We start from the raw sequence: 22,019 nt of genomic DNA, 5'->3' as shown, positions 1-22,019 counted from the left end.
GAAGGGGGACGCCCACTGCTGCTCTGGCTCAAATGCACCACCTTTCCTTGCTGAAATCCACCAACGTCATAGCAGTGGCTTCCCGGAAGCCTTTCATAACAGGCCGTTTCGTCGCGTCATCGGACTTGCTGGATGGCAGGCGTCGAGCACACCCTACGAAGAGACGCAAGATGGACAAGAAGCATCAAGCATCGCTGCCGCCGCCCCGCTGTTCCTGTTTCGGGGATGGTATGCGACCTGGCGCACCGTGGACCCAATTCCGAGTTCGAGCGGTGAGCAGCAGCTGGTGGGCCACTTCGAGAAACCTCTGAAGGATGGCCGCACCGAAAGCGCGACCCTCTCGACCGCAGCGCTCTCCTTCTCTCTCTCACTGCACGCCAGCACCGCTTTGTTGTGCAGGTAAGTCTCCCGGACGAATCACCCGTGACTTGCCCACGTCTGGCGTTGGCTCGACAATTTCCGTGTCGCCGACCTTTGGCGGCCTGATCACGCCATTGCAGTCATCGAGCTTTTGGGTAAGCGGCTTCTGATCCGCGCCCGGGACGGCGCGGCAGGGGTCGGCCTCGGCGCTCGGTGAAGGTGCCTGCGACAGGGCAGGCGTGGCGATCAAGGTCGCGAATGCGAGCAACGGAATCGCGATAGAGTGTCTGTATTCTGTCATCGGATGGGTCCCTTCTATCGGCCCCATCGGAACCGCCGCACTTCCGTCGAGGGACTAATCGTTCTCTCGGCCAACCGCGACCGACCGCAATGGTTCCGGTGATTGTTCTGAGCTGGCGAGGTGCAACTGGCCATCTGCTCACTCCGCGGGCCCGCGTGGTGTTTGCCGCAATTCGACGGGCCCTTGGCCGGAACTTCGGCCGGCTAGTTCCAACGCTTCGTGCCGGACTTGATGTATTCGGGTTTGTCGCAGTCACTCGACCTGTCCAGTAGTCCTTCATCGAGAAGTGCTGAATTTTTTGCTTCATGGTCACCGACCGCGCAAACTGAGGGCTTCCTCAAGTCTGTGAGGGTGATACAAATCCTCGAACAATAGGCTCTATTCTCCGAGTTTCCGTATCAATGTCTGGCTCCGTCACTCAACGTCAAATCGCCCGGACCGTGCTCATTGAGCGCGGAATAGCACGCCTGGCGGAGCTTCGGAACGCTGGTGTGACAGCGGCAACCATGAGCCGGATGGAACGGGATGGTGAGGTGCTGCGGCTTGCTCGCGGCCTCTATCAACTTCCCGATGCCGAGCTCGATGCCAACCATAGTCTGGCAGAGATAGCCAAGCGTGTTCCGAAAGCCGTTGTCTGCCTTGTTTCAGCTCTCGCATTCCACGGCCTGACCGATCAGCTGCCGAGACACGTATGGCTTGCCATAGGCCGCAAAGACTGGGCGCCGAAACCAGATGGCACACCAATTCATATTGTGCGTTTCGCGGGAAGCCTACTCAACGAAAGCGTCGAAACCCATGTCATTGAAGGCGTTACGGTGAAGATTTTTGGAGTTGCCAAAACAATTGCCGATTGCTTCCGCTATCGCAGCAAGATCGGCCTTTCTGTGGCGATCGAGGGACTTCAGGAAGCGCTGCGGCAGCGCAAGGCCACGCCCGGCGACATTGTTGACCAAGCCGAACGCGGTGGTGTCGGCACCGTGATCCGCCCTTATCTCGAGGCGCTGACCGCCAATGGCTAAGGAAATCAGAAATGTCGGCGCCTCGGTGCGGGCCCGCCTGCTGCAACTCGCCAGGCAAGCGGGCAAAGCTTTGATCTGGTTCTGACGCCAATCGCCCCATGCTGGTCGTTTCGTGCTGAAGGGCGCCATGCTGATGATGAGCTGGTTCGACGATCCGCACCGCGGCACGCGCGACCTCGACCTTCTGGGATTTGGTGATCCCGAACCGGACCCGATGCTGGAGACATTTCGGGCAATCCTGGCGCAAGAGGTTGATGACGGTGTCATATTCGATGCCGACACCCTGCGGGTGGATCGCATCCGCGAAGAGCTGGAATATGGTGGGCTCCGGCTACGAGCGGTCGCTTCGATCAGCGGCGCCCGGATCAACCTGACCATCGACATTGGCTTTGGTGATGCGCTTTGAGCCCGGGGCGGAGATGCTGGGCTATCCTTCCATGCTGGATTTCCCAGCGCCACGGCTCCGGGCCTATGCGCGGGAGACGGTCATCGCAGAAAAGTTCCAGGCAATGGTCATGCTCGGGCGTGTGAACAGCCGGATGAAGGACTTTTACGACATCTGGATTCTCAGCAGGTGCTTTGATTTCGATGATGACAGGCTGGCGCGTGCAATCGCCGCCACCTTCGAGCGCCGCGAAACGCCGATCCCAGAAGACCCACCGGATGCTTTGACGGATGCTTTTGCTAAGGACGTTCAAAAGCAAAGGCAATGGCGCGCGTTTGTCGAAGGCGTTGCGCACAATCCGGGGGATCTGACGCACGTCATAGCGGAGATTGCCGCATTCCTGATGCCGCACGCTATTGCAGCCGCGAAGCTGGGAAAATAATGAGCTTGGCTTCAGACCGTCGAACTGTGGAGAAATGGCTTGACGGGCTATTCGACGATTCCGTTGCCTGCGAAAATCCCCTCGGCGGAATCGCGTACTACGCTGCCTCCCAGACCTGATTGAGAATCCGGGCCGCGAACGTCGCCTTATCCTGCGGCAGGAAACGACATGGATGTAGTCGCAGATAGTAGGCATCGTAATCAGCGGAGCTTCGCTTGGAAACTGGCCAGCCACTCCTGCGCCATCGCTGAGTAAGGTGCTCTTGGTTTAGGATCTAGTCCAAGTGCGACAATGACGTGTGAAGGGTAGGGCATCAGCTACTCGCAAATGTGCCATGAAGACTTCGGCCGGCGTGCGGTAGCCCAGGCACTTGCCGACTGTCCTTTGGATTTGGAATACTGTCACATCCAGGTCGCCGGCCGCCATTGCGGCAAGCGCATCCTGGGTCGCATCGATGCCGACGACGATCACATCGTCCATCGACACCCCGGCGGCCTTGAGCGCTTGAATCGCACCGATCGCCATCTCGTCATTGTTGGCGAAGATCACGTCGATCGGGCGGCCCGCGGTGACCCAGTTCGTGGTCAGGTCCATCGCATTGGTGCGCGTCCAGGCGGCGGACTGCTCGTCGGCGATGGTCACGCCCTTGCAATCGCCTGCTGCCAGCGTCTCCTTGACCGACGAGGTGCGATCGCGCGACGCCTGGTGAGCCAGGTCGCCCATCAAGATGTAGGCCTGCGCATCGCTCACCTTGCCACTCTTCTTCAACAGGTCACAGGCGGCCTCGGCACCGAGCCTTCCCGAGTCGGTCTCCTTCGAACCAACATAGACCTGCTTTTCGGGCGATCGAGATTTTCCGGCTCGAGATTGAGGTAGACGAGTGGAATTCCTGCTTTGCTCGCAGCCTCGCTTATGCCCGCGGCGGCTGACGTATCCGCCAAGGTCATGATAATTGCGTCCACGCCCGAGGCGATGAAGTTGTCCACCTGGCTGCGCTGTTTGGCAATGTCTGTCTGAGCATCCTCGATCTGAAGATTGACCCCGCTCACCTTGGAAGCTCTTGCATCGAGCCCCTCGCGCAGCAGTGTCTGAAAGTTGTTATCGAAGCTCTGCATCGAAACGCCGGTCGTCCCGGCCGATGCGGTACCCGCCATGAGGGCGGCCAGGACAGCCGCCACAAACTCGTTTTCATCTCATCCTCCCATCGGGCGCCGGACCACCCAGTTCAATCCCCGGAGGCCGGTGCGGCCCAGCCGATGACGCGCAGCTAAGCGAGCGTTACGCGAACCTCTCCGTCGATCACTTCCGCCGGATAGATTTTTAGGTTCTCGCAGGCGGGAAGCCGGATGGCCTCGCCGGTGCGATAGTCGAAGGCGCCGGAATGCTTGGGACATTCCACCTCGAAATCCATGACCAGTCCGTCCGCGAGATGGATCGCCTCGTGCGTGCAGAGCCCTGCGGTGCAGTAAACGCTGTCGTCCGGCCCGCGATAGATCGCGTAGGTGCGCCCGCCATGGTCGAAGCGGATGGCCCCTTCCTGCTCGATATCGTCAAGCTTGCAAGCTGAAACCCAGGTCATTCGGCAGCCTCCCCGGTTTCGACGCGCGCCTTGCGGGCCGCGAGTTTTTCCTTGCGCCTGCGGTAGCGTTCCTGCATCCGCGCCTCGCCCTCCGCAGAGCCGTCGTGCCAGGTGCCGAACCATTCATCGAGCGGGATCAGGGCATCGCCGTAGTTCACCTCGAAATATTTGTGGTGCAGGTAGTGAGCATAGGCGTGGCTATCGACCAGCTTGTCCTCGCCGATCTCCACCTTGTCGAAGCCGACATGGCCGGGAATGGCCCCGAAGCCCGCATAATGAAGCTATAGAGCATCAGCCCCGGATTGGAGGGCAGGATCAGGTGATAGAAGGCCGTTCCGAAATAGAGCAGATGCTCGACCGGATGCATCGATAGCGAGGACCAGGGCGAAGGATTGACGGAATTGTGGTGGACCGAATGCACCCACTTGTAGAGCAAAGGGGTGTGGATGAGCCGGTGAATGCAGAAGAAATGGAACTCGTGGATGATCGGAACCACGAGCGCGACCAAGGCGAGCGTCCAGGGATTTCCTGCAAAGTCGAGCCAGGGCGCATATCCGTTGGCATAGGCCCACAGCATGGCGACCTCGACTGCGGTCCAGATCGTCACACCCGAGAGGAATGTACGCAGGATGTTGTCGAGGTTCTGGCTTTCGAACCAGAATGCCTTGCTTTTCTGATCGGCCGGGAACCTGCCGTTGTACTTGAAGCGGTTTTCCTGCCGTTTCAAGACATAGAGATGCAGCTCGAAAGCGCCGTAGAATAGTAACACCGAGATAGCGTTCACCACGTAAAGCCACGCGATCCACTCGATGCCGAGTGTCTGCATCCTTTCCACCGGCGGGATCACCCAGGCCCAGTAGGCCACTGCCGAGGCCGCAAAGATCATATTCCATGGAAAGAAGTAGTGCGGCAGCCACTTCAGGACTGCCTTGAGGCGCGGCGGAAAGGCGAATAGGGGCGCGGTTTCGACCGGCTTGTTCGGCGCCCAGTCACCGCGCTTGTTGCGCGTTCCATATTTGAGATCGTCCATAGCGCTCTCCTTCGGGCGGTGGATTGAAGGTCCCGCGCCCGTTCGAATTTTTACGGTGGAAGGAGCGATGCAGTCGCGCCGTTATCCGGTGCGCAGCTCTTGCAACTCAGGCTCTCCTCCTTGCCGCGAAGTTAGCAGGAGGCTTTCCGACCTGCGAAACCTTCTTTGATCTAATTAGATCAAAGGCCTTCGGGGGTAATGGTGATGAAGCGAATAGGGGCGTAATCCGGTTCGCTCGCCGTCAAGCCGATGCGACGCAGGATCAGATCGAGCGCACGCTGCGCCTGGGCCTCGGGCGCTTGATCCAACACGACATCCATAATGCCCTCGCGCAGGGCGGCGCGCGTGTATTCGGTCAGTTCGTGCCCGACGAACAGTACATCCCGGCCGCGCCGATGACGGCGAAGCACATCGATAAGGGCGGAGTTCGCGCCGCCGGCATTATAGAGCCCGACCAGATTCGGATAGTTTTCAAGTGCAGTGGACAGGGTTTCGGCGCTGTAGTGTTCTTCGTCGCGAGTGAAGCCGAGCCATTCGAAGGCAATGGGGCCGGGGTTGTCGCGGAAGTAGTCGGAGAACCCCCGGATGCGATCGCGGTGTACCTGATAGATGGGATGGCACAGGGCGACGACCGGCCCCTCTGCCCGCGCCATGCGGGCGATGAAGTGAGCCGCAGTCCGCCCGGCCGCGTAGTTGTCGATCCCGACGAACTCCCCCTTGTCCACTGAGGCTCGGGTTACAACGTGGACGACCGGCAGGCCCCTCTCGACAACCGCCTCCACGGCCGCGCTGATCACCGGACTGCTGGGTACGGCAAGGATCAAACCGGCGCGCGTGAGGTCCGCGGACAGGATCCGCATTGCGATCTCTTCCGGCTTCATCTCTTCGGCGAAGCTGCGGTGTACGACCACCAAAGGATCGAGGGTGTCGGCAATTCTTTCGAACGCCTTGGAAAGCCGCCGATAGAAGGTCGTCTCGGGGCGGACCAGCAACACTTCGATGCGCAGCAATCCTCGATGGGCGTCGGGAAGCGTGCGCGGGTAGTTCAGTGCGCGCGCGGCAACGACCACCTTCTTGACCAGCTCCGGTCGAACACCTCCGCGCCCATTCAGCACACGCTCGACCGTTGCCGTCCCCACGCCCGCATGGCGAGCGATGTCGCGATAATTCGGCTTGCTCACTTTCCGGCACCCTCTAATGGGCTGACGCGACCATGGTTGATTCCATGCGCGTGTCCTTTGCTCATACACGGTGAGCCCGCAAGCCTCACAGAGGTATGCAGGGAAGTCAAAAGCGGGGCGAATGGAGATTGGCCGCGGGAAATTTGGTCACGTGACATGTCTGCTTTGCGCCATTCACCGGAAATTGCAGATGCTAGCGGCGAGATCTCCTTTGGCGAAGGCAGCCGTTCTTCAGTTCTTCACAAGGCGTGTGCAGGGCTTGTTGCGAGGATTTTCTCGATCTGTGCTCATAAGATCGCGTAATGTATCGTCCGGAACGGCTCCTCGACCATGGAGGAATTTCAGCTTCGCGGAGCCCGGGTGCGCCTTTGCAGCGATTTTTGCCTCGCCTGCATGACGCTCTCGGCTTCTTGTCTCGTCATACCACTCGTCGCGTTGAGAAGATCGGCGAGTGCCGAAAGCCCAGGTCATTTCACTGGCTAGGAACACTCCCCCAGGAGCCAGTTCGGTGGAGTCCAGAGCACACATCCCCAATATATCCAAAACCGGCTCCCTCCTGTCCTGTGTGGCGTGCGCACTCGCCGTAGAATTCTCCTGCAGCCGTTCGTGAATATCTCCGTAGGAGCAATCTGTCCGGAACGGCAAGCATCGAGCAACTGCGCGGGCTCCAATCATATATGATGCATGATACTTGACGCTCTCCCCGGAGAGCGATAGCTTGCTCGCAGTTACTACGATGGCCCGCGCAACAACCATGATCATGGGAGGACGAACGTGAACGGTAATACTGATATTTCCACGGAGCAGATCGAGCGATTGGGAGACCGAGCGCGTTTCGTGCGCTTGGAGACCATCCGGCTGATCGAAATCGCCAAGGTCGGCCACTATTCCTCGGTCTTCTCCTGCGCCGAGATCTTCGCAGCCCTCTACTACGACGTCATGTTGATTAACGATGACCCGAAATGGCCGCTGCGCGACCGTTTCCTGATGGGCAAGGGGCATGCCGCCGTAGGGCTGTTCCCGATCTTGGCGGATCTGGGCTATTTCCCTAGGGAATGGCTTGACAGCTACACCCGCCTCGGCAGCCCGCTAGGCGATCACCCGGACATGCGCAAGGTGCCCGGAGTCGATTTCAGCTCCGGATCCATCGGACATGCGCTTTCGAACGGCGTCGGTATCGCCCTTGGTGGCCGGATGCAGGATCTGTCCTTCAACGTCTTCGTGATGTTGGGCGATGGCGAAATGCAGGAAGGACAGGTCTGGGAGGCCGCAATGTCAGCCGCTAGTCATAGGCTGTCCAATGTCATCGCTATCGTGGACCGCAACGGGTACCAGTTGGATGGAAAGGTGGACGATGTCATTGCTATCGAGCCCCTGGATGAGAAATGGCGCGCCTTCGGCTGGGAGGTGCACGAGGTGGACGGACATGACATCGTCGCGCTCACATCGCTTCTGCGTCGGGTCAAGGCGGACAAGAGCCGCGAAAAACCCTGCTGTATTATTGCCAAAACCGTAAAGGGCAAGGGCATCGACTACATGGAGACCGAGCCCGGCTGGCATCTGGGCTACCTCTCACCCGAAGACGGCGAGAAAGCCCGGCAGACCATCCTGAACACCCGCATCAGCGGAGGAGCGCAATGAACATCAAGTCCGACCTGACTCCCGCAAGCTGGCAATATCGCGACCTGAACACCCGTGCGCCCAGCCTCTTGGTCCTGGCCGACACGCTGATCGAGCTGGCCGCCGAGGGCTATCCAGTCGCCGCGGGAACCGCGGACCTGCAGCACTCGAACGGGCTGGTGAAGTTCGCGCAGGTGCACCCCGACCGTTTCGTGCAGTTCGGCATCTCGGAACAGAACATGGTCTCGGCCGCCGCCGGCATGGCCACCACCGGGATGATTCCCTATGTAGCGACCTTCGCCTCGTTCCTAGGCTTGCTCGCTTGCGAGCAGATCCGCATGGACGTAGCCTATTGCGCGCAGCCGGTGCGGCTGATCGGGCATCACACCGGCATTTCGATGGGCTTTTACGGCACCTCCCATCACGCCACCGAGGACATCTCCACGATGCGCGCGATCGCTGATCTGGCCGTAATCTCACCCGCCGACGGCGCGCAGTTCCGCCAGCTTCTGCGGCATTCGGCGACCTACCCCCTGCCGATCTATTTCCGCACCGGTCGCGGGCACGATCCGGTTGTCTATGATAGCGACGAGCCCTTCGAGATCGGCAAAGCCAAAGTCCACGGCATCGGCAAGGATGTCACGATCATCGCGTGCGGGATGGCGGTTAACGGTGCGAAGCAGGCAGTCGCGGCATTGAGCGAGGCGGGTTATTCCGCTGGGCTGATCGACATGCACACAATCAAGCCTTTGGATGAGGCCGCGGTGCGCGAGGCGGCGGAGGCCTCGCGCATAGTGCTGACCGTCGAGGAACACAACATCCTTGGTGGCCTTGGCTCGGCGGTGGCCGAAGTCATGGCGGAAAATCCCGGTAAGGCGCGGCTCAAGCGGCATGGGATCATGGACGAATATGCCCTCATCTCGCCGCCGATGCGGCTTTACCAGCACTACAAACTCGACGGGAACGGTATCCGGCAGGTGGCGGAGGCGCTGCTCTGACAATCTGTCTCAGCTGGCATCGGCTGTCCGGATTCTGTGAGGCCGATCGGTCGAAGGCGGCGGTCCCGAGGCACGGGGCTGCCGCCGCTCTTTGTTGAAGGGGCGCCGGTAACAATGGCGCGCCGGGTGTGTCGCGCGCCCGTTTCGCTCCGAAGGCCCGTTCAAGTGAGATCCAACAACACCTTCATCGCCTGGCTACGATCCTGCGCCAGGGCAAAGGCCTTCTCGGCTTCTGCCAGCGGGAAGCGTTGGGAGATCAGCGGGCGGACATCGATGTGGCGCTCGGAAATCAGCCGCACGGCCTGCTCGAATTCCACGTCGAAGCGGAATGTGCCGCGGAAGTTGAGCTCCTTCGTCACGACATGGGTGAGGGGTGCGGTGGTTTCCGCGCCGAGCATGCCAACCTGGACAATGGTGCCGCAGGGGCTGGTGGCGGCGATGGCATCGGCAATGGCGGCCGGATGAGCGGAGCATTCAAAGGTCGCGTGCATTTCGCCGCTTCCCCTGGTCAGTGCCGCCAATGCTCCCGGCTGCGACGTATCATGGGTAGCATCGGCGCCCAGCTTTCGGGCCAGCGTTAGTGGGGCTCGGGCCACGTCAGTCACTACGATCTCCGCCGCGCCCGCATGACGCGCCGCAAGCAGGCACAGCGCTCCGATTGGGCCGAATCCGGTGATAAGAACACGCTTGCCCCTCAGATCGCCCGCCTGCGCCACGGCGTGCAAGCATACGGCCAGGGGCTCGGCCAACGCAGCCTCTTCCAGCGCCGCGCCCACGAAGGGCACGGCTTGCGCTGCCGTGCAGACCACATGTTCGCGAAAACCGCCCTCGATCGGCGGGTTTCGCATAGCACTGCCCATGAAGCGCATATCCTCGCAAAAGCGAGGCTTGCCGCCGACGCAGTGTTTGCACCTGCCACAGTTCAGTGAGGGATTGACGGCGACCATCTCGCCGATGCGAGCGGAACCGACGCCTGTCCCGACGGCCTCGACCCTGCCGCAAATCTCATGCCCCAAGATCATCGGCCCGCGCATCCGTACGGTTCCGAACCCGCCATGCAAAAAATAATGAAGGTCAGAACCGCAGATTCCGCCATAGCCGATACGCACACGCAGCTCGCCCGGTCCGGGCTCCTGCAGGTTTCGGCTTTCGATTCGCAGCTTGCGTGGCTCTTCAAGGACAAGCGCCTTTGTCACTTCGCTTCCTCCTATTGCGGCGGAGAATCGGCCGCTTGACGACGATGAAATATCATGCATCATACATGAGAGCAAGGAAGCGGAGGGGGCATGCAGATCGACGGAACCACGGCGGTGCTGGTGCATCTGGCCTATCCGGCAGCTCACCTGCAAACGCCCCAGCGCTTCAATCCTCGTTGCGCAGAACGTCGCATGAACGCCGTGCTGGTGCCTTGGCAGGTCCGGCCCGAGGATCTGGCCGCCACCATGGATGCACTGCGAAAGGCGGAAAGCTTGGCCGGCGCCATCGTCACGATTCCGCACAAGGAGACGTGCGCGCGGCTATGCGACAGGCTCGAGGGTGCCGCGGCGATCCTCGAAGTCGTCAACGTGATCCGGCGCGAGCCGGATGGCACGCTGACCGGCCGCATCCTTGACGGCGCCGGCTTTGTCGGTGGGCTGCGCGAGCGTGGCGTTTCGCTTCAGGGCCGCTCCGCGCTGATCGTCGGGGCAGGGGGTGTTGCGCTGGCCATTGCCGCCGCCCTGATTGAGGCCGGGATCACACGTTTGCGCGTGGCCAATCGCACCCGCTTTCGGGCCGAAGCGATGGTCGCGCGTCTGGACCAGTTGGTCGAAACCCACGGCGCATCCGTCCGTCTAGAGGTCGGGAAGGCTGATCCCACCGGCTTTGACATCGCCATTAACGCGACCTCATTGGGAATGCATGAGGGCGATGCGTTGCCTCTGGCGCCCGAGCGCATCACCTCTGCGATGACCGTCGCCGAGGTGGTCATGCTGCCCAGGATCACGCCGCTGCTGCGCGAGGCCGAGACGCGCGGCGCCGTGATCGTGCCGGGCGAAGCGATGATCACCGGCCAGATCGACCCGTTCATAGATTTCGTGCTCGGTCCCGCCGGCGGCGGATCCGCGCACCAGACCGTATAATAGGAGGACAAGATGATCGTTTTCGGAGCGCCCCGCCGCTATGTGCAAGGGCCCGGCGTGTTGGGCTGGATCGGTAAAGAACTGGCCGCCATCGGCAAATCGGCGGTACTCATTGCGGATGAGCGGGTCATGAGGCTTTGCGGCGACACTGTACGTCAAAGCGCCCAGGTCGAGGGCATCTCGGTTGCGCCGATGCGGTTTGGCGGCGAGATCACCTATGACGAGATCGCCCGCATCGTCGCCAAGATCGGCGATACCCCCACCGATATCGTGATCGCGGCTGGTGGCGGCAAGACCATCGACACCGGCAAGATGGTGGCGCGCAACATTGGCGCGGCCTTCGTCTCGGTCCCGACCGTGGCCTCGAACGATTCGCCGACCAGTCATATCGCGGTGATTTACGATTCCGATCACAAGCTGGTCGGCGTCGAAGAGAACAAGGGCAATCCCGATCTGGTGCTGGTCGATACCGAGATCGTCGTCAAGGCCCCGCTGGAGTTGCTTTCGGCCGGCGTGGGCGATGCCCTGGTCAAGGTCTTCGAGGTCGAACAATGCATCGGCTCGGGCGGCAAGAACGTCTTCGGCGCCAGCTCGCCATTGACCGCACTGGCGCTGGCACGCGCCTGCTATTCAACCGTGCGGGAGAACCTCGTCGGCGCCTACGAAGCCCATGCGGCCGGCACGCCTGATCCGGCCTTTGAGGCGCTGGTGGAGGCCGCGGTGCTGATGAGCGGCCTCGCCTTCGAAAGCGGCGGCCTGTCCGTCAGCCACGGCATGACGCGTGGATTGTCTGCAGTCCCGGGTGTGGCCAATGCTCTACATGGGCATCAGGTCGCCTATGGCCTGTTGGTGCAACTGGAGTTGGAGGATCGCGATCCCGAGTTCATGGCGGACATGCGCGAATTCTACCGTGCGGCGAGATTGCCGCTGAAGCTATCTCAGCTCGGCGCGGATCAGACCTCGAATTCGACCGTGCAAACCATCGCCGATCTTTCCGCCGCCGCGGCGCATATGAAAAAGTTCAACCGTGAGCTCACCGCGAACGACATCGCTGAGGCCATCGGGCGGATCGAGGCAGCCTGAGATGAGCATCGATCTAAGCCAGTTTTCGCTCGAAGGCCGCGTTGCCCTGATCACCGGGGCGGGGAGGGGCATCGGCCGTGCCTTCGCCCAGGCGCTGGCGCACGCGGGAGCGCAAGTGGTCGTCAACGACCTGCGCGCTGAAATTGCCGAAGAAGCCTGCCACGTCATTGAAAGCGCGGGCGGAAAAGCCATTCCCGCGGTCTTCGATGTTACCGATTTCGAGGCGCTGGACTTGCAGGTCGATGGCATCGTCTCGGTGTGCGGGCGGCTAGACATCCTGATGAATAATGCCGGCATCCTGATCCGGGCGCCAATCGAGGATCACGGGATGGGGGATTTCACCCGCGTCATCGACATCAATCTGAACGCCGTCTACGCGATGGCGCGCGCATGCGCGGGGCCGATGAAGGCGCAGGGCAGGGGGCGGATCATCAATACCGGCTCGGTCATGTCGATATCATCCCGGCCTGGTGTCATCTCCTATGTCGCGGCCAAGCATGGCGTGCTGGGCCTGACCCGCGGTCTGGCGGCCGAACTTGGTCCGTATAACATCACGGTCAACTCCATCGGCCCCGGCTATATCCTGACTGAGATGAACCGCCATGTCCTGGGCACGCATTTCGAGCAGGTGGTGATCGAGCGGACTCCCATGGCCCGCTGGGCCGCGCCTGAAGAGCTGACCGGCACCGCGATTTTTCTGGCCTCGGACGCGGCAAGCTTTGTGACGGGCCAGTTGCTGATGGTTGATGGCGGCATGACTAGCAACTCGCTGCTGGTGGAAAGCCAGAACCTGGGGGCATCAAGTTGAGCCCACTTTCCGAAACCGTCACCCGTGCCGAGATCCTGAAGCTGGTAGTTCCGCTTGAGCGGCCGGTGCGCCTGGGCGCCTTGCCGATCCGAGAACGTGCCTATGTGGCGCTGCGGCTGGACCTTTCGGGCGGGGCTGCGGGCTACGCCTATGGCTATGACCGTGGCATGCCCCTTTTCGAGATCGCGACCGAGGCGGCGCGGCGCTATCTCGGCCGTCCAGTCGCCGACAAGGTGCGGCTGCGGATCGAGGCGCTTGGTCCCACACCCGCTCCGCGCGCGACGATGGTGCGAGGCGTCTCGCTTTGCGACATTGCGCTATGGGACGCCGAGGCGCAGGTAGCCGGGCTGCCTCTACACGCCATACTGGGGACGGTGCGAGATCGCGTCGAACTGATGCCAGTGATCGGCTACGGCATGAGCCCCGAAGTCGCTGCGCGCGAAGGCGCCTCTTTAGCCGCGCGCGGCTTCCGGACCATCAAGCTGATGATCGACGGCAGCGACATCGCCTTTGACCGCGAGGTGGTGCGCGCGCTGGCAGGGGCGTTGCCAGAGGGAATTCGGTTCGGCCTCGATGCACATTGGTCATGGCGCCGGGCGCATGATGCGCTGCCCTGGTGTCGTCTGGCCGAGGAGACCGACGCGCTGTTCCTGGAAGATCCAGTGGCGCCGACAGACTGGCGCATCGCGGCGGAGCTGCGACAGCGCACGACCGTTCCGCTTTGTCTGGGTGAGGATGCGATCGACCTCGCCGCACTGCGGGACATGGCCGAGGGCGCGGATATCCTGCGGCTGGATGCGGCTTCTTCGGGCGGGGTCGGCTATGCACTCGACGGGCTGGCGCTCGCGCGGGCGCAGGGCAAGACGGTCATCCCGCATGTCTTCCCCTCGCTTCATCAGCATCTTGGCTTTGCGCATGAGACTGTTTCGCGGATCGAGGCGATTCTGCCCGAGTTCGGCGCTGATCCGATCGATGCCTTTCTAACTCGGCCGATCCAAGTCGAGGGCGGCATGCTGCTCGCGCCGGACGCACCGGGCGCCGGCCTGGCGCTGAACTGGGACGCATTGCAACCGTTCATATCCCGAAGAGAGGTCCTGACCCGATGACAGACGCACCCGCATCGGTGGGCGGCGCTGCGCTCCCTGCGCTCCCCGACTTCATCTTCGATCATACAGGCTTCATCACCCCGGATATCGAGGTTTCGGTGAGATTTTGGCGGGACGTTCTGGGCTTCGAGGCCCGGCCCATCGGCGAGCGCCGCCAGGAATGGATCTCGGGCTTCATGGGCGTCGAAGGCGCGCAGGTGCGGCTGGTGCATCTGTTCGGCCACGGCACCCACATAGAATTTATCGAGTTCGAGACACCCGAGGACAGTCCCGCCGTCGCCCGCGCCTCACAGGCGAATGTAGCCCATATCTGTTTGATGACGTCGGACGTGGACATGTTGCGGGCACGCATCCTTGCCGGCGGCGGCCGCGAACAGGGCCGCATGGTCGCGATCACCGAGGGTGTCGCCAAGGGCCGCAGGGGATTGTATATGATGGATCCGCACGGTGTCCTGATCGAGATCGTCGAAAAGTCGCGCGACTGAGGATGAAGCAGATGACCAAGAAGATCGTTCGTCAAAGCCTGTCGGAACAGCTGTATAACAGCCTGCGGCTGGCCTTGATGAACGGCCAATATGAGCCGGGGCACCGGCTGACCATTTCGGGGCTGGCCGAGGAGTACGGCACCTCGATCACTCCCGTGCGCGAGGCGATGTTCCGGCTGGTGAGCGAGCGCGCCCTGCAGATGCGGGCCGCAACCTCCTTTCAGGTGCCGCGTTTCGACACGGCACAGCTTTTGGAAATTCAGGCGATACGCTGCGAACTCGAAGGGCGCGCGGCCTATGAGGCGGCGGCGCGGATCACGCCCAAGCAGTTGAATGAGCTGCGCGAGATTCATACAAGATTTATCGCCGCAGCGGCGCGCGACCCGGCCAAGGCCAGCATCCTGAATCGCGATTTCCATTTCGCCTTGCTGCGCATGTCTGGCATGCCGCTGCTGGTGGGATTATGCGAAAACATGTGGACATTGATTGGCCCACTCCTGCGGCTTTTCCACGTACGGATGCCCGCGCGCGAGATCGCCAGCGATGAACACAAACATCATGAACTACTCGATGCGCTTGCCGCACGGGATCAGGAGCGTAGCCGCAAGGCAATCCAGGAAGACATCGCCTGGGCGGAAGACCTGATCCGCGAGATCGGCGCCGAACTGGCAGAGGGCGCCGCCGCCAGCTGACGCGAGGCGCACGTATCCATCACGGACCCGTTCACGGGCCGCCGGTACGTCCCGGTGGCAGGTCGTCGCATGCGCGCCGCAACTGGTCGCTTCCGCTCAGAAAAAGCAGAAAACGGCAGAAAATTCCTTGACGTTAAGGACTCATCATGCATCATATATCATATAGGGAGGGTCCGGTTCGCCGCATCTCGGGGATCGGGAGGTGAACGGGCTGGGTGGCCGCCCGGACGCCGGAAAAACGGCGCACAAGATGCGCTTTGGGAGGAGGAGGATCCATGTCCATTACCAGAAAGCAGTTCCTGAAGACCTTTGCACTTGGAGGCGCGGCCGCGGTGTCGGGCCTTGCTGCGCCGAGCGTCCTGCGGGCGCAGTCGCCGGTGCTTCTGCGCATGAACCTCGTGGTCGGAAACCAGGACCCGAGCTTCCCCATGTGGCAGGATTTCGGCAAGCGTATCGAGGAAGCGGCCGAGGGCACATTGCGCGTCGAGGTCTATCCCACCGAAACGCTGGGCAAGACCAATGACATGATCGAGGCGGTGTCTCGCGGCGCACCGATACTCCAGGACAGTGACCCGACCCATCTGTATAATTACAAGCCCGACTTCGCCGCAATGATGGCGCCTTACCTTGTCAAGAAGCCTGAAGACATCGGCACTCTGTGGAACTCGGATCTTGTCCGCGGATGGGAAGAGGAGGTTCAGGCCCAAGGCATCCGCGTCCTGACGATGACCTATTTCGGTACCCGTCATTTGCTGTCCAGCCGCCAGGTCGGGAAGCGTGCCGACACCCACGGGCTGAAGATCCGCAACGCGCCAACGAAGATGTGGAACGAGGTCGGACGCGTGCTCGGAGGCATCATCACGAACACCGCTTTCTCGGAAGCCTACACAGCGCTCAGCCAGGGCGTCGCCGATGGCGCGGAAAGCCCTCTCTCGGTGATCTATTCCACGAAATGGTTCGAGACGAAGCCATACGTCTCGCTGACGGGGCATCTGGTGGCCACGACCTCGATCCTGATGTCACAAAAGGTCTATGGCGGCCTGCCCGAGGCGGCGCAGAAGGCGCTCGATAAAGTCGGCCGCGGCTACACCGCGGTGCGCCAGCCGCAGATTGTCGCGCTCGAGGACGAATATCGGGGTAAGCTTAAAGAGGCCGGGCTGACCTTCAACGACGTGGACCGCGCGAGCTTCTTCGCCTCGGCCGCCGAGACCCCCGGCCATTTCCCGGAATGGACGCCGGGGCTTTACGACAAGATCCACGAGATTATCGGCTGAGCCGCACGGGCTGCAGCATGCGATCGCCGCCTCCTTCGTCTTCAAGGGGGCGGCCAAGTGCTCGCGCATTCGGCCTTGCGCGATACAAGTTCCAGCAAGGTAGATGATGACCCATCCTCAAACCTCCCGCGCACGAATGATCGCCGACAAGGCCGAGCTTTACGTGGCGGGTCTGTTCTTCGTGATCATGCTTGGCGTGGTCGTTGCCAATGTCTTCCTGCGCTATCTGCTCAGTACCGGCCTGCTCTTCACCGAGGAACTGGCCTATCTCGGCTTTTCCTGGTCAGTCTTTCCCGCAATCGCCTGGCTCTACCGGACACGGATGCTGATCTCGGTTGATGTCTTCTTCGAATTGCTGCCGAGGCGGCTTCAACGTAGCGTCTCAGCCCTGGTGGATTTGACGCTCGTCGGGGCGAACCTATGGTTTTGCTGGCTGTCTTGGGTGCTGGCCGCGGGCGGCTTCGTGCGCAGGACGCCGGTGCTGGAGGTCCCCTATTTCTGGATCAATCTCGCGCCCCTGCTCGCCTTCGGGCTGATGGCATTTTATTCGGCGGTGCATTTCGTCCAGCGGCTGAGGGGTTCCCACCCGACTTCCCATCCGGGAAAGCAGGCCGAGCTTTGCGAAGGCTCCTCGCCTTGAGCAGGGCCGTGATCCACGCCTAATCCGAAAGAGACCCCAATGACGCTGCTTTCGTTCTCGCCGGTGATCCTGCTGTTTGCGCTATTCGGCCTGCGCGTACCCATCGCGATGGCGTTGTTAATCGCGACGGCCTTCTATTTCGGAATTGTCAACACCTTCATGCCGAAGGAGACGATGATCCAGACCATGGTCGCCTCTATGGAGAGCTTTCCATATCTGGCGATCCCGTTCTTCACCTGCGCCGGTGTGGTATTCAACTATGCGGGCATCACAAAACGGTTGTTGGGCCTCGCTGACCTACTCTTCGGCCATATGCGCGGCGGCATGGCGCAGGTCAACGTGGCGCTTTCGGCGATGATGGGCGGGCTTTCCGGCTCGGCAAATGCCGACGCGGCGATGCAGACCAAGATGGTCGTGCCCGAGATGGTGCGCCTGGGTTATGACAAGGCCTTCTCGACCGTAGTCACGGCGGCCTCGTCCTGCATCACGCCGATCATTCCGCCGGGCATCATTCTGATCCTTTACGCCCTCGTGGCGGATGTGTCTGTGGCCAATATGTTCCTGGCGGGTTTTCTGCCCGGCCTGCTGCTCTGCATCATCCTAATGGTCACCGTCGCGATCATCTCGCGGCGTAAGGGCTATGCCCCCTCGCGCGACAGCCGGGCGGGCCTGCGCGAGATCGGCGCGCAACTGGTCGAAAGTATCTGGGCCCTGCTGCTGCCCTTCGGCATCATTATGGGGCTGCGCTTCGGCGTCTTCACGCCAACCGAGGCGGGCGCTGTCGCGGTGGTTTATGCCATCTTCGTCGGCGTGGTCGTCTATCGCGAGCTGAACTGGAGCCATGCCGGCGCGATCGTTGAGGAATCCGTAGTGGCGACGGCAGGCGTGATGTTCATCATCTGCGCGGCCAACACTTTTTCGACGTATCTGACCTGGGAGGGCGTGCCGAGCGCCTTTTCCAGCTTCCTGCTCGGTTCGATCCACGATCCCATCATCTTCCTGCTTGTCGTGAACCTGCTGTTACTGGTCATCGGCTTCTTTTTCGAAGGTGGATCGGCGATCATCCTGATGACGCCGCTGCTGCTGCCGGCGGCGACCCAGATGGGAATTGATCCCGTGCATTTCGGCATCATTCTGGCGGTAAACCTGACCATCGCCGGGTTCACCCCGCCTGTCGGCACGATGATGTTCATTACCATTTCCATCGCCAAAGTCCGAATCGAGGATTATGTGCGGCAGGCTTGGCCGTTCTTTATCGCGCTGGTCGTGGCATTGTTGCTGCTCACGCTAATCCCGGCCATCTCGCTGCTCCTGCCGTGGATGTTCCTGTGAGAAGCGCGGCCCAGCTTTCTTTTGCCGCGCAGTCTCCCTTGGCGCGCAGGAGCGCATCGCCGCCCAGAGATGAGCGCGGCCTTTGGAGCCACAAACGAGTTGGTTCCATCGAAACCTACAGGTCCGGGAGGTTGGAGATGCGTTCTAGCCAGCGGCACAAAGCATTGGGAATGAAATCACCCTGCTCTTCACATCCGGTGAGCTTTCGGTCGGCGAGCATCTAAAGACCTAGCGTTTGGGCGTTTCCCGCTCTCCGGTCCGAGAGGTCATGGATATGCTCGCCACTCAGGGACCGCTGGCGGTCCGAGCCCCCCAAGACGGCGACTAGGTTGACCACTCACAACCTAAATGTAAAGCACGCCGCATGTCGTGAGATGGGAGATGGAAGTGTTCGAGCTAAGCCAACTCAGGTGTTTTGTTGCGGTCGCCCGTGAGCTGAACTTCCGACGCGCGGCCGAGCATCTTCATATGACTCAACCGCCGCTCAGTCGGCAAATCCAGCTGCTGGAAGACGACCTTAACGTTAAGCTCTTCGAACGCACGAGTCGCTCTGTACGTCTGACTGCAGCAGGCAAGTCCTTTTTTGTCGAGGCGCAGGATCTTCTCAAACGCGCCGAAGCCGCGTCGCTGACCGCGCGTCAGGCCGAGGCCGGGCAACATGGGAGCATTTCATTCGGGTTCATACCAGTCGCCGCATTCGACATCATGCCTCGGGTCATACAGGCGGTGGGCAACGAAGCGCCGGGCGTGAACCTGCTACTGCACGAAATGTTGACGATTGAACAGATCGAGGCGCTGACCGCTGGCCGGACGGACCTCGGGCTGATCCGCCTGCCGCGCGAAAAGGAACGACTGGAGCTCCAATGCATCCAGCGCGAACCTTTCGTTCTCGCCCTTCATGTGGGGCACCCACTCGAGCACAAGGAGAATATCGCGATCGAGGATCTCGATGGGCAGCCTTTCGTGATGTATTCGCCGGCCGATGGTTGGTACACCTACGAGATTCTTGCACCTCTTTTCACATACGCCAAGGTGCGGCCGAAGTTTGCGCAGTATCTCGGCCAGACTCATACCATTCTCGCGCTTGTGAGTGCCGGCGTCGGCTGCGCGCTTATTCCGCGGTCTTCGCAAGTCATCTCCCTACCCAACATCGTTTTCCGGCCCATCGAACTTCCCGAGGAGGCGCGCGTCGAGGTGTTTCTGGCCTGGCGACGCGGCAATGACAGCCCCCTGGTTGAGATGGCGAGGAACATCATCGTCGAGCATGCGGCGACCATCCTCTAAGAGGCATCGGCACGGCTGATACGTGTGGTTTGTTGATACAAGATCGGTATCGATCAATCCTCGAATGCAATTGGACGCCCATCGATAAGGTTGAAATGATCGCGCGCAGTTCAGCAGCATTCTAGGGAGTGAGCATGACCAGCCATGTCAAGGAAAGTGATGTCGCCACGGCATCTTTGACCACCGGCACGATCGACAAGATCGAAATCACCACGTTTACCGTCGATATCAAGAATTTCGCACGGAACTACAAATCGAACGTCATCGGCGGGTCGATGGTCTACACACCGGGGGCAGTCTACACGCGACCAGTTCTCATGGTGCGGATCTTCACATCCGATGGTCCTGTCGGCGAATATGCCAACTTCGCCACCACAGGCACCGTCGACCAGGCCGTCGTCGCTGCCAAGGTTGCGGTTGGCAATCGCTGGCACGAGCGCGAGCTCATTTGGCGCACTGCCCGCCGCGCAGGCCGACCGGCGAACTCGTATGGCCTGAGCTTTGTCGATAATGCGCTGTGGGATCTCGCCGGCAAGGCGTACAACGCCAGCCTGTCACAGTTGCTTGGAGGATTCCGGGAGACAATCCCGGCCTATGTTTCTTGCCACAATGGCGACCGCCTCGACAATCTGCCCAGCAAGGAGGCCGTCGCCGACTTCTTTCTAGACCTCAAGGAGAAGGGCTGGAAGGGATTCAAGATGCACAGCTGGCACGAGGGCAACAAATGGGAGGAGGCGGAGAATGTCGCTTACATGCGCGAAAAGCTCGGCGAGCGCAGCGAGCTGATGCTCGACCCGGCCTGCGTCTTCGATTCCATCAGTGATGCAATCTTCGTCGGCAAAGCCTGTGAGGAGGCCGGCTTCCGCTGGTTCGAGGATCCATTGCGCCCACTCGGGGTTGGCATTCACCAGCACAAGGCACTGTGCGATGCCCTGAACATCCCCATTCTGCAGACGGAGCACGTGACGGGACCGGAAGCGAAGGCTGATTTCCTGCTTGCAGGCGGTACGGATATCCTGCGCGCCGACGCGCATTACGATCTCGGCGTAACCGGCTGCCTGAAGACGATCCGCTTTGCCGAGTCCCTCGGTGTCAGCGTCGAGATGCACGGTCCGAGCCCGGTCCATCGCCATCTCGTCGCCGCCATGCAGAGCACGACCATGTATGAGTGCGCGAACGTCTCGCCTGCAATGGATGATCCCTCGCCGGAGATCTACACCTGTGGGTACAGCGACAACGTGAACGCCATCGGCAAGGACGGATCATTGACGGTTCCCAGTCGTCCAGGGATTGGTGTCGAATACGACGCCTGCCTGATCAAGAGAAACCATCAGGCGACGGAAGTCGTCACTGCAGGCTGACCTGACGCAGCCTCGGGCGTGAACTACAGGTCCGAAGCTGTACATAGGCGTCGCGAGACCGAGGCCCGATCAGGGCCTCGGCCAGCGACGAGGACGGAGGAGGCGTCCACCATGAACGCAATAAGCAGGCCCTCGAGCCGCACCATCGACAAGGCGGCGATATCCCCGCTTGTCGAGGTCAACAACGTGACGCTCCGCTACAAAACGCAGCAGATGATGATCACGGCCACCGAGGGCGTGACCTTCAATGTCAATCGAAGCGACCGCTTCATCCTGCTCGGTCCCTCCGGCTGCGGCAAATCCACCCTGCTGAAAGCAGTCGGCGGCTATCTCCAGCCTGACGACGGCGAAATCACCATCAACGGCCGGAAGGTGACCCAACCAGGCGCCGACCGGATGATGGTCTTCCAGGAATTCGACCAACTGCTTCCCTGGAAGACGGTTCTCGGCAACGTATTGTTTCCACTGCTGAACGCCGCGAAGCTCCCGATCCGGGAGGCGGAGGAGAAGGCCCGGCACTACATCGAGAAGGTCGGCCTCAGCCGGGTCGCAGAGGCCTATCCGCACACGCTATCCGGCGGCATGAAGCAGCGCGTCTCGATTGCGCGCGGGATGGCGATGGAACCCGACGTTTTGCTGATGGACGAGCCGTTCGCAGCGCTAGATGCCCTGACGCGCCGCACCTGCCAGGACGAACTCCTGCGGCTTTGGGATGAGACGAGGTTCACGGTCCTTTTCGTCACCCATTCAATCGGCGAGGCGATCAAAATCGGCAACCGCATTCTGTTGCTGTCGCCGCATCCAGGCCGGGTAAAAGCGGAGGTCTGTGACGTGGACAAGATCGACGTCTCCGACGGTTCGGCAGCGAAACTGGAAGCCGAAATTCACGAACTGCTGTTTGCCGGGGAGCAACACTGAT

General features: G+C 61.2%; 19 protein-coding genes and 3 pseudogenes. 16 read left to right on the top strand and 6 right to left on the bottom strand.

Annotated elements, in window-relative coordinates:
* Positions 1 to 367: 367 nt before the first annotated feature.
* Positions 368 to 661 (bottom strand): hypothetical protein, encoded by a 294-nt coding sequence (locus M1D34_RS29670; protein WP_498784752.1) that lies wholly within the window; start codon positions 659 to 661, stop codon positions 368 to 370.
* A gap of 401 nt (positions 662 to 1,062) precedes the next feature.
* On the opposite strand from M1D34_RS29670, the gene M1D34_RS29665 reads away from it, so the two are divergent.
* Together M1D34_RS29665 and M1D34_RS29660 are read left to right on the top strand one after the other, a co-directional pair.
* Positions 1,063 to 1,680, top strand: coding sequence for a type IV toxin-antitoxin system AbiEi family antitoxin domain-containing protein (locus M1D34_RS29665; protein ID WP_498784750.1), 618 nt, complete (start codon positions 1,063 to 1,065; stop codon positions 1,678 to 1,680).
* Positions 1,673 to 2,507 (top strand): annotated as a pseudogene (locus M1D34_RS29660) (nucleotidyl transferase AbiEii/AbiGii toxin family protein). Before M1D34_RS29665 ends, M1D34_RS29660 begins: the two are co-directional and overlap by 8 nt.
* A gap of 317 nt (positions 2,508 to 2,824) precedes the next feature.
* Here the strand turns inward: M1D34_RS29660 and M1D34_RS29655 are convergent.
* From M1D34_RS29655 to M1D34_RS29640, 4 genes and pseudogenes are all read right to left on the bottom strand, one after another.
* Positions 2,825 to 3,661, bottom strand: a pseudogene (locus M1D34_RS29655) (substrate-binding domain-containing protein).
* A gap of 113 nt (positions 3,662 to 3,774) precedes the next feature.
* Entirely contained in the window at positions 3,775 to 4,086 is a 312-nt protein-coding gene (locus M1D34_RS29650; protein WP_498784748.1) for a MocE family 2Fe-2S type ferredoxin, read from the bottom strand.
* Positions 4,083 to 5,116, bottom strand: a pseudogene (locus M1D34_RS29645) (sterol desaturase family protein). Before M1D34_RS29645 ends, M1D34_RS29650 begins: the two are co-directional and overlap by 4 nt.
* Before the next feature lie 179 nt (positions 5,117 to 5,295).
* Positions 5,296 to 6,297: a LacI family DNA-binding transcriptional regulator gene (locus M1D34_RS29640; RefSeq protein WP_498784746.1), complete on the bottom strand. Its 1,002-nt coding sequence runs from the start codon at positions 6,295 to 6,297 to the stop codon at positions 5,296 to 5,298.
* A 774-nt stretch (positions 6,298 to 7,071) separates the two neighbouring features.
* Between M1D34_RS29640 and M1D34_RS29635 the strand changes: the two genes are divergently transcribed.
* Both M1D34_RS29635 and M1D34_RS29630 read left to right on the top strand, forming a co-directional pair.
* A complete protein-coding gene (locus M1D34_RS29635) occupies positions 7,072 to 7,938 on the top strand; it encodes a transketolase (RefSeq protein ID WP_498784744.1) in 867 nt (288 codons plus the stop codon).
* 2 nt (positions 7,939 to 7,940) lie between these two features.
* Positions 7,941 to 8,915, top strand: a complete 975-nt coding sequence (locus M1D34_RS29630) for a transketolase family protein (protein WP_498786182.1) — start codon at positions 7,941 to 7,943, stop codon at positions 8,913 to 8,915.
* A gap of 161 nt (positions 8,916 to 9,076) precedes the next feature.
* Here M1D34_RS29630 and M1D34_RS29625 read toward each other — a convergent pair whose 3' ends face one another.
* Positions 9,077 to 10,111 (bottom strand): L-idonate 5-dehydrogenase, encoded by a 1,035-nt coding sequence (locus M1D34_RS29625; RefSeq protein WP_498784742.1) that lies wholly within the window; start codon positions 10,109 to 10,111, stop codon positions 9,077 to 9,079.
* A gap of 90 nt (positions 10,112 to 10,201) precedes the next feature.
* Here M1D34_RS29625 and M1D34_RS29620 point away from each other — a divergent pair, with 90 nt between their 5' ends.
* From M1D34_RS29620 to M1D34_RS29565, 12 genes are all read left to right on the top strand, one after another.
* Positions 10,202 to 11,035, top strand: coding sequence for a shikimate dehydrogenase family protein (locus tag M1D34_RS29620; RefSeq protein ID WP_498784740.1), 834 nt, complete (start codon positions 10,202 to 10,204; stop codon positions 11,033 to 11,035).
* Positions 11,036 to 11,047: 12 nt separating this feature from the next.
* On the top strand, positions 11,048 to 12,118 hold the full coding sequence (locus M1D34_RS29615; RefSeq protein WP_498784739.1) for a glycerol dehydrogenase: 1,071 nt from the start codon (positions 11,048 to 11,050) through the stop codon (positions 12,116 to 12,118).
* Position 12,119: 1 nt separating this feature from the next.
* Complete coding sequence (locus tag M1D34_RS29610) at positions 12,120 to 12,926, top strand: SDR family NAD(P)-dependent oxidoreductase (protein ID WP_498784737.1); 807 nt, start codon at positions 12,120 to 12,122, stop codon at positions 12,924 to 12,926.
* Complete coding sequence (locus M1D34_RS29605; RefSeq protein ID WP_498784735.1) at positions 12,923 to 14,032, top strand: mandelate racemase/muconate lactonizing enzyme family protein; 1,110 nt, start codon at positions 12,923 to 12,925, stop codon at positions 14,030 to 14,032. The genes M1D34_RS29610 and M1D34_RS29605 overlap by 4 nt, the downstream gene beginning before the upstream one ends.
* Positions 14,029 to 14,517, top strand: a complete 489-nt coding sequence (locus M1D34_RS29600) for a VOC family protein (RefSeq protein WP_498784733.1) — start codon at positions 14,029 to 14,031, stop codon at positions 14,515 to 14,517. The genes M1D34_RS29605 and M1D34_RS29600 overlap by 4 nt, the downstream gene beginning before the upstream one ends.
* An 11-nt stretch (positions 14,518 to 14,528) precedes the next feature.
* Positions 14,529 to 15,209: a GntR family transcriptional regulator gene (locus tag M1D34_RS29595; RefSeq protein WP_498784731.1), complete on the top strand. Its 681-nt coding sequence runs from the start codon at positions 14,529 to 14,531 to the stop codon at positions 15,207 to 15,209.
* Positions 15,210 to 15,484: 275 nt separating this feature from the next.
* Positions 15,485 to 16,483, top strand: coding sequence for a TRAP transporter substrate-binding protein DctP (gene dctP / locus M1D34_RS29590; RefSeq protein WP_498784729.1), 999 nt, complete (start codon positions 15,485 to 15,487; stop codon positions 16,481 to 16,483).
* Between the two features lie 106 nt (positions 16,484 to 16,589).
* Positions 16,590 to 17,123, top strand: coding sequence for a TRAP transporter small permease (locus tag M1D34_RS29585; RefSeq protein WP_498784727.1), 534 nt, complete (start codon positions 16,590 to 16,592; stop codon positions 17,121 to 17,123).
* A 39-nt stretch (positions 17,124 to 17,162) separates the two neighbouring features.
* Positions 17,163 to 18,455, top strand: coding sequence for a TRAP transporter large permease (locus M1D34_RS29580; RefSeq protein ID WP_498784725.1), 1,293 nt, complete (start codon positions 17,163 to 17,165; stop codon positions 18,453 to 18,455).
* Positions 18,456 to 18,842: 387 nt separating this feature from the next.
* Positions 18,843 to 19,739, top strand: a complete 897-nt coding sequence (locus tag M1D34_RS29575; protein WP_498786180.1) for a LysR family transcriptional regulator — start codon at positions 18,843 to 18,845, stop codon at positions 19,737 to 19,739.
* Between the two features lie 134 nt (positions 19,740 to 19,873).
* Positions 19,874 to 21,100 carry an enolase C-terminal domain-like protein gene (locus M1D34_RS29570; RefSeq protein WP_498784723.1) on the top strand — a complete coding sequence of 409 codons (1,227 nt, stop codon included), beginning with the start codon at positions 19,874 to 19,876 and terminating at the stop codon, positions 21,098 to 21,100.
* 111 nt (positions 21,101 to 21,211) lie between these two features.
* Positions 21,212 to 22,018: an ABC transporter ATP-binding protein gene (locus M1D34_RS29565; RefSeq protein ID WP_498784721.1), complete on the top strand. Its 807-nt coding sequence runs from the start codon at positions 21,212 to 21,214 to the stop codon at positions 22,016 to 22,018.
* Position 22,019 lies beyond the last annotated feature (1 nt).

This window comes from Ensifer sp. D2-11, assembly GCF_054161295.1.
The sequence above is the reverse complement of the archived record's forward strand: the minus strand, read 5'-3'. Positions and strand labels throughout refer to the sequence as shown.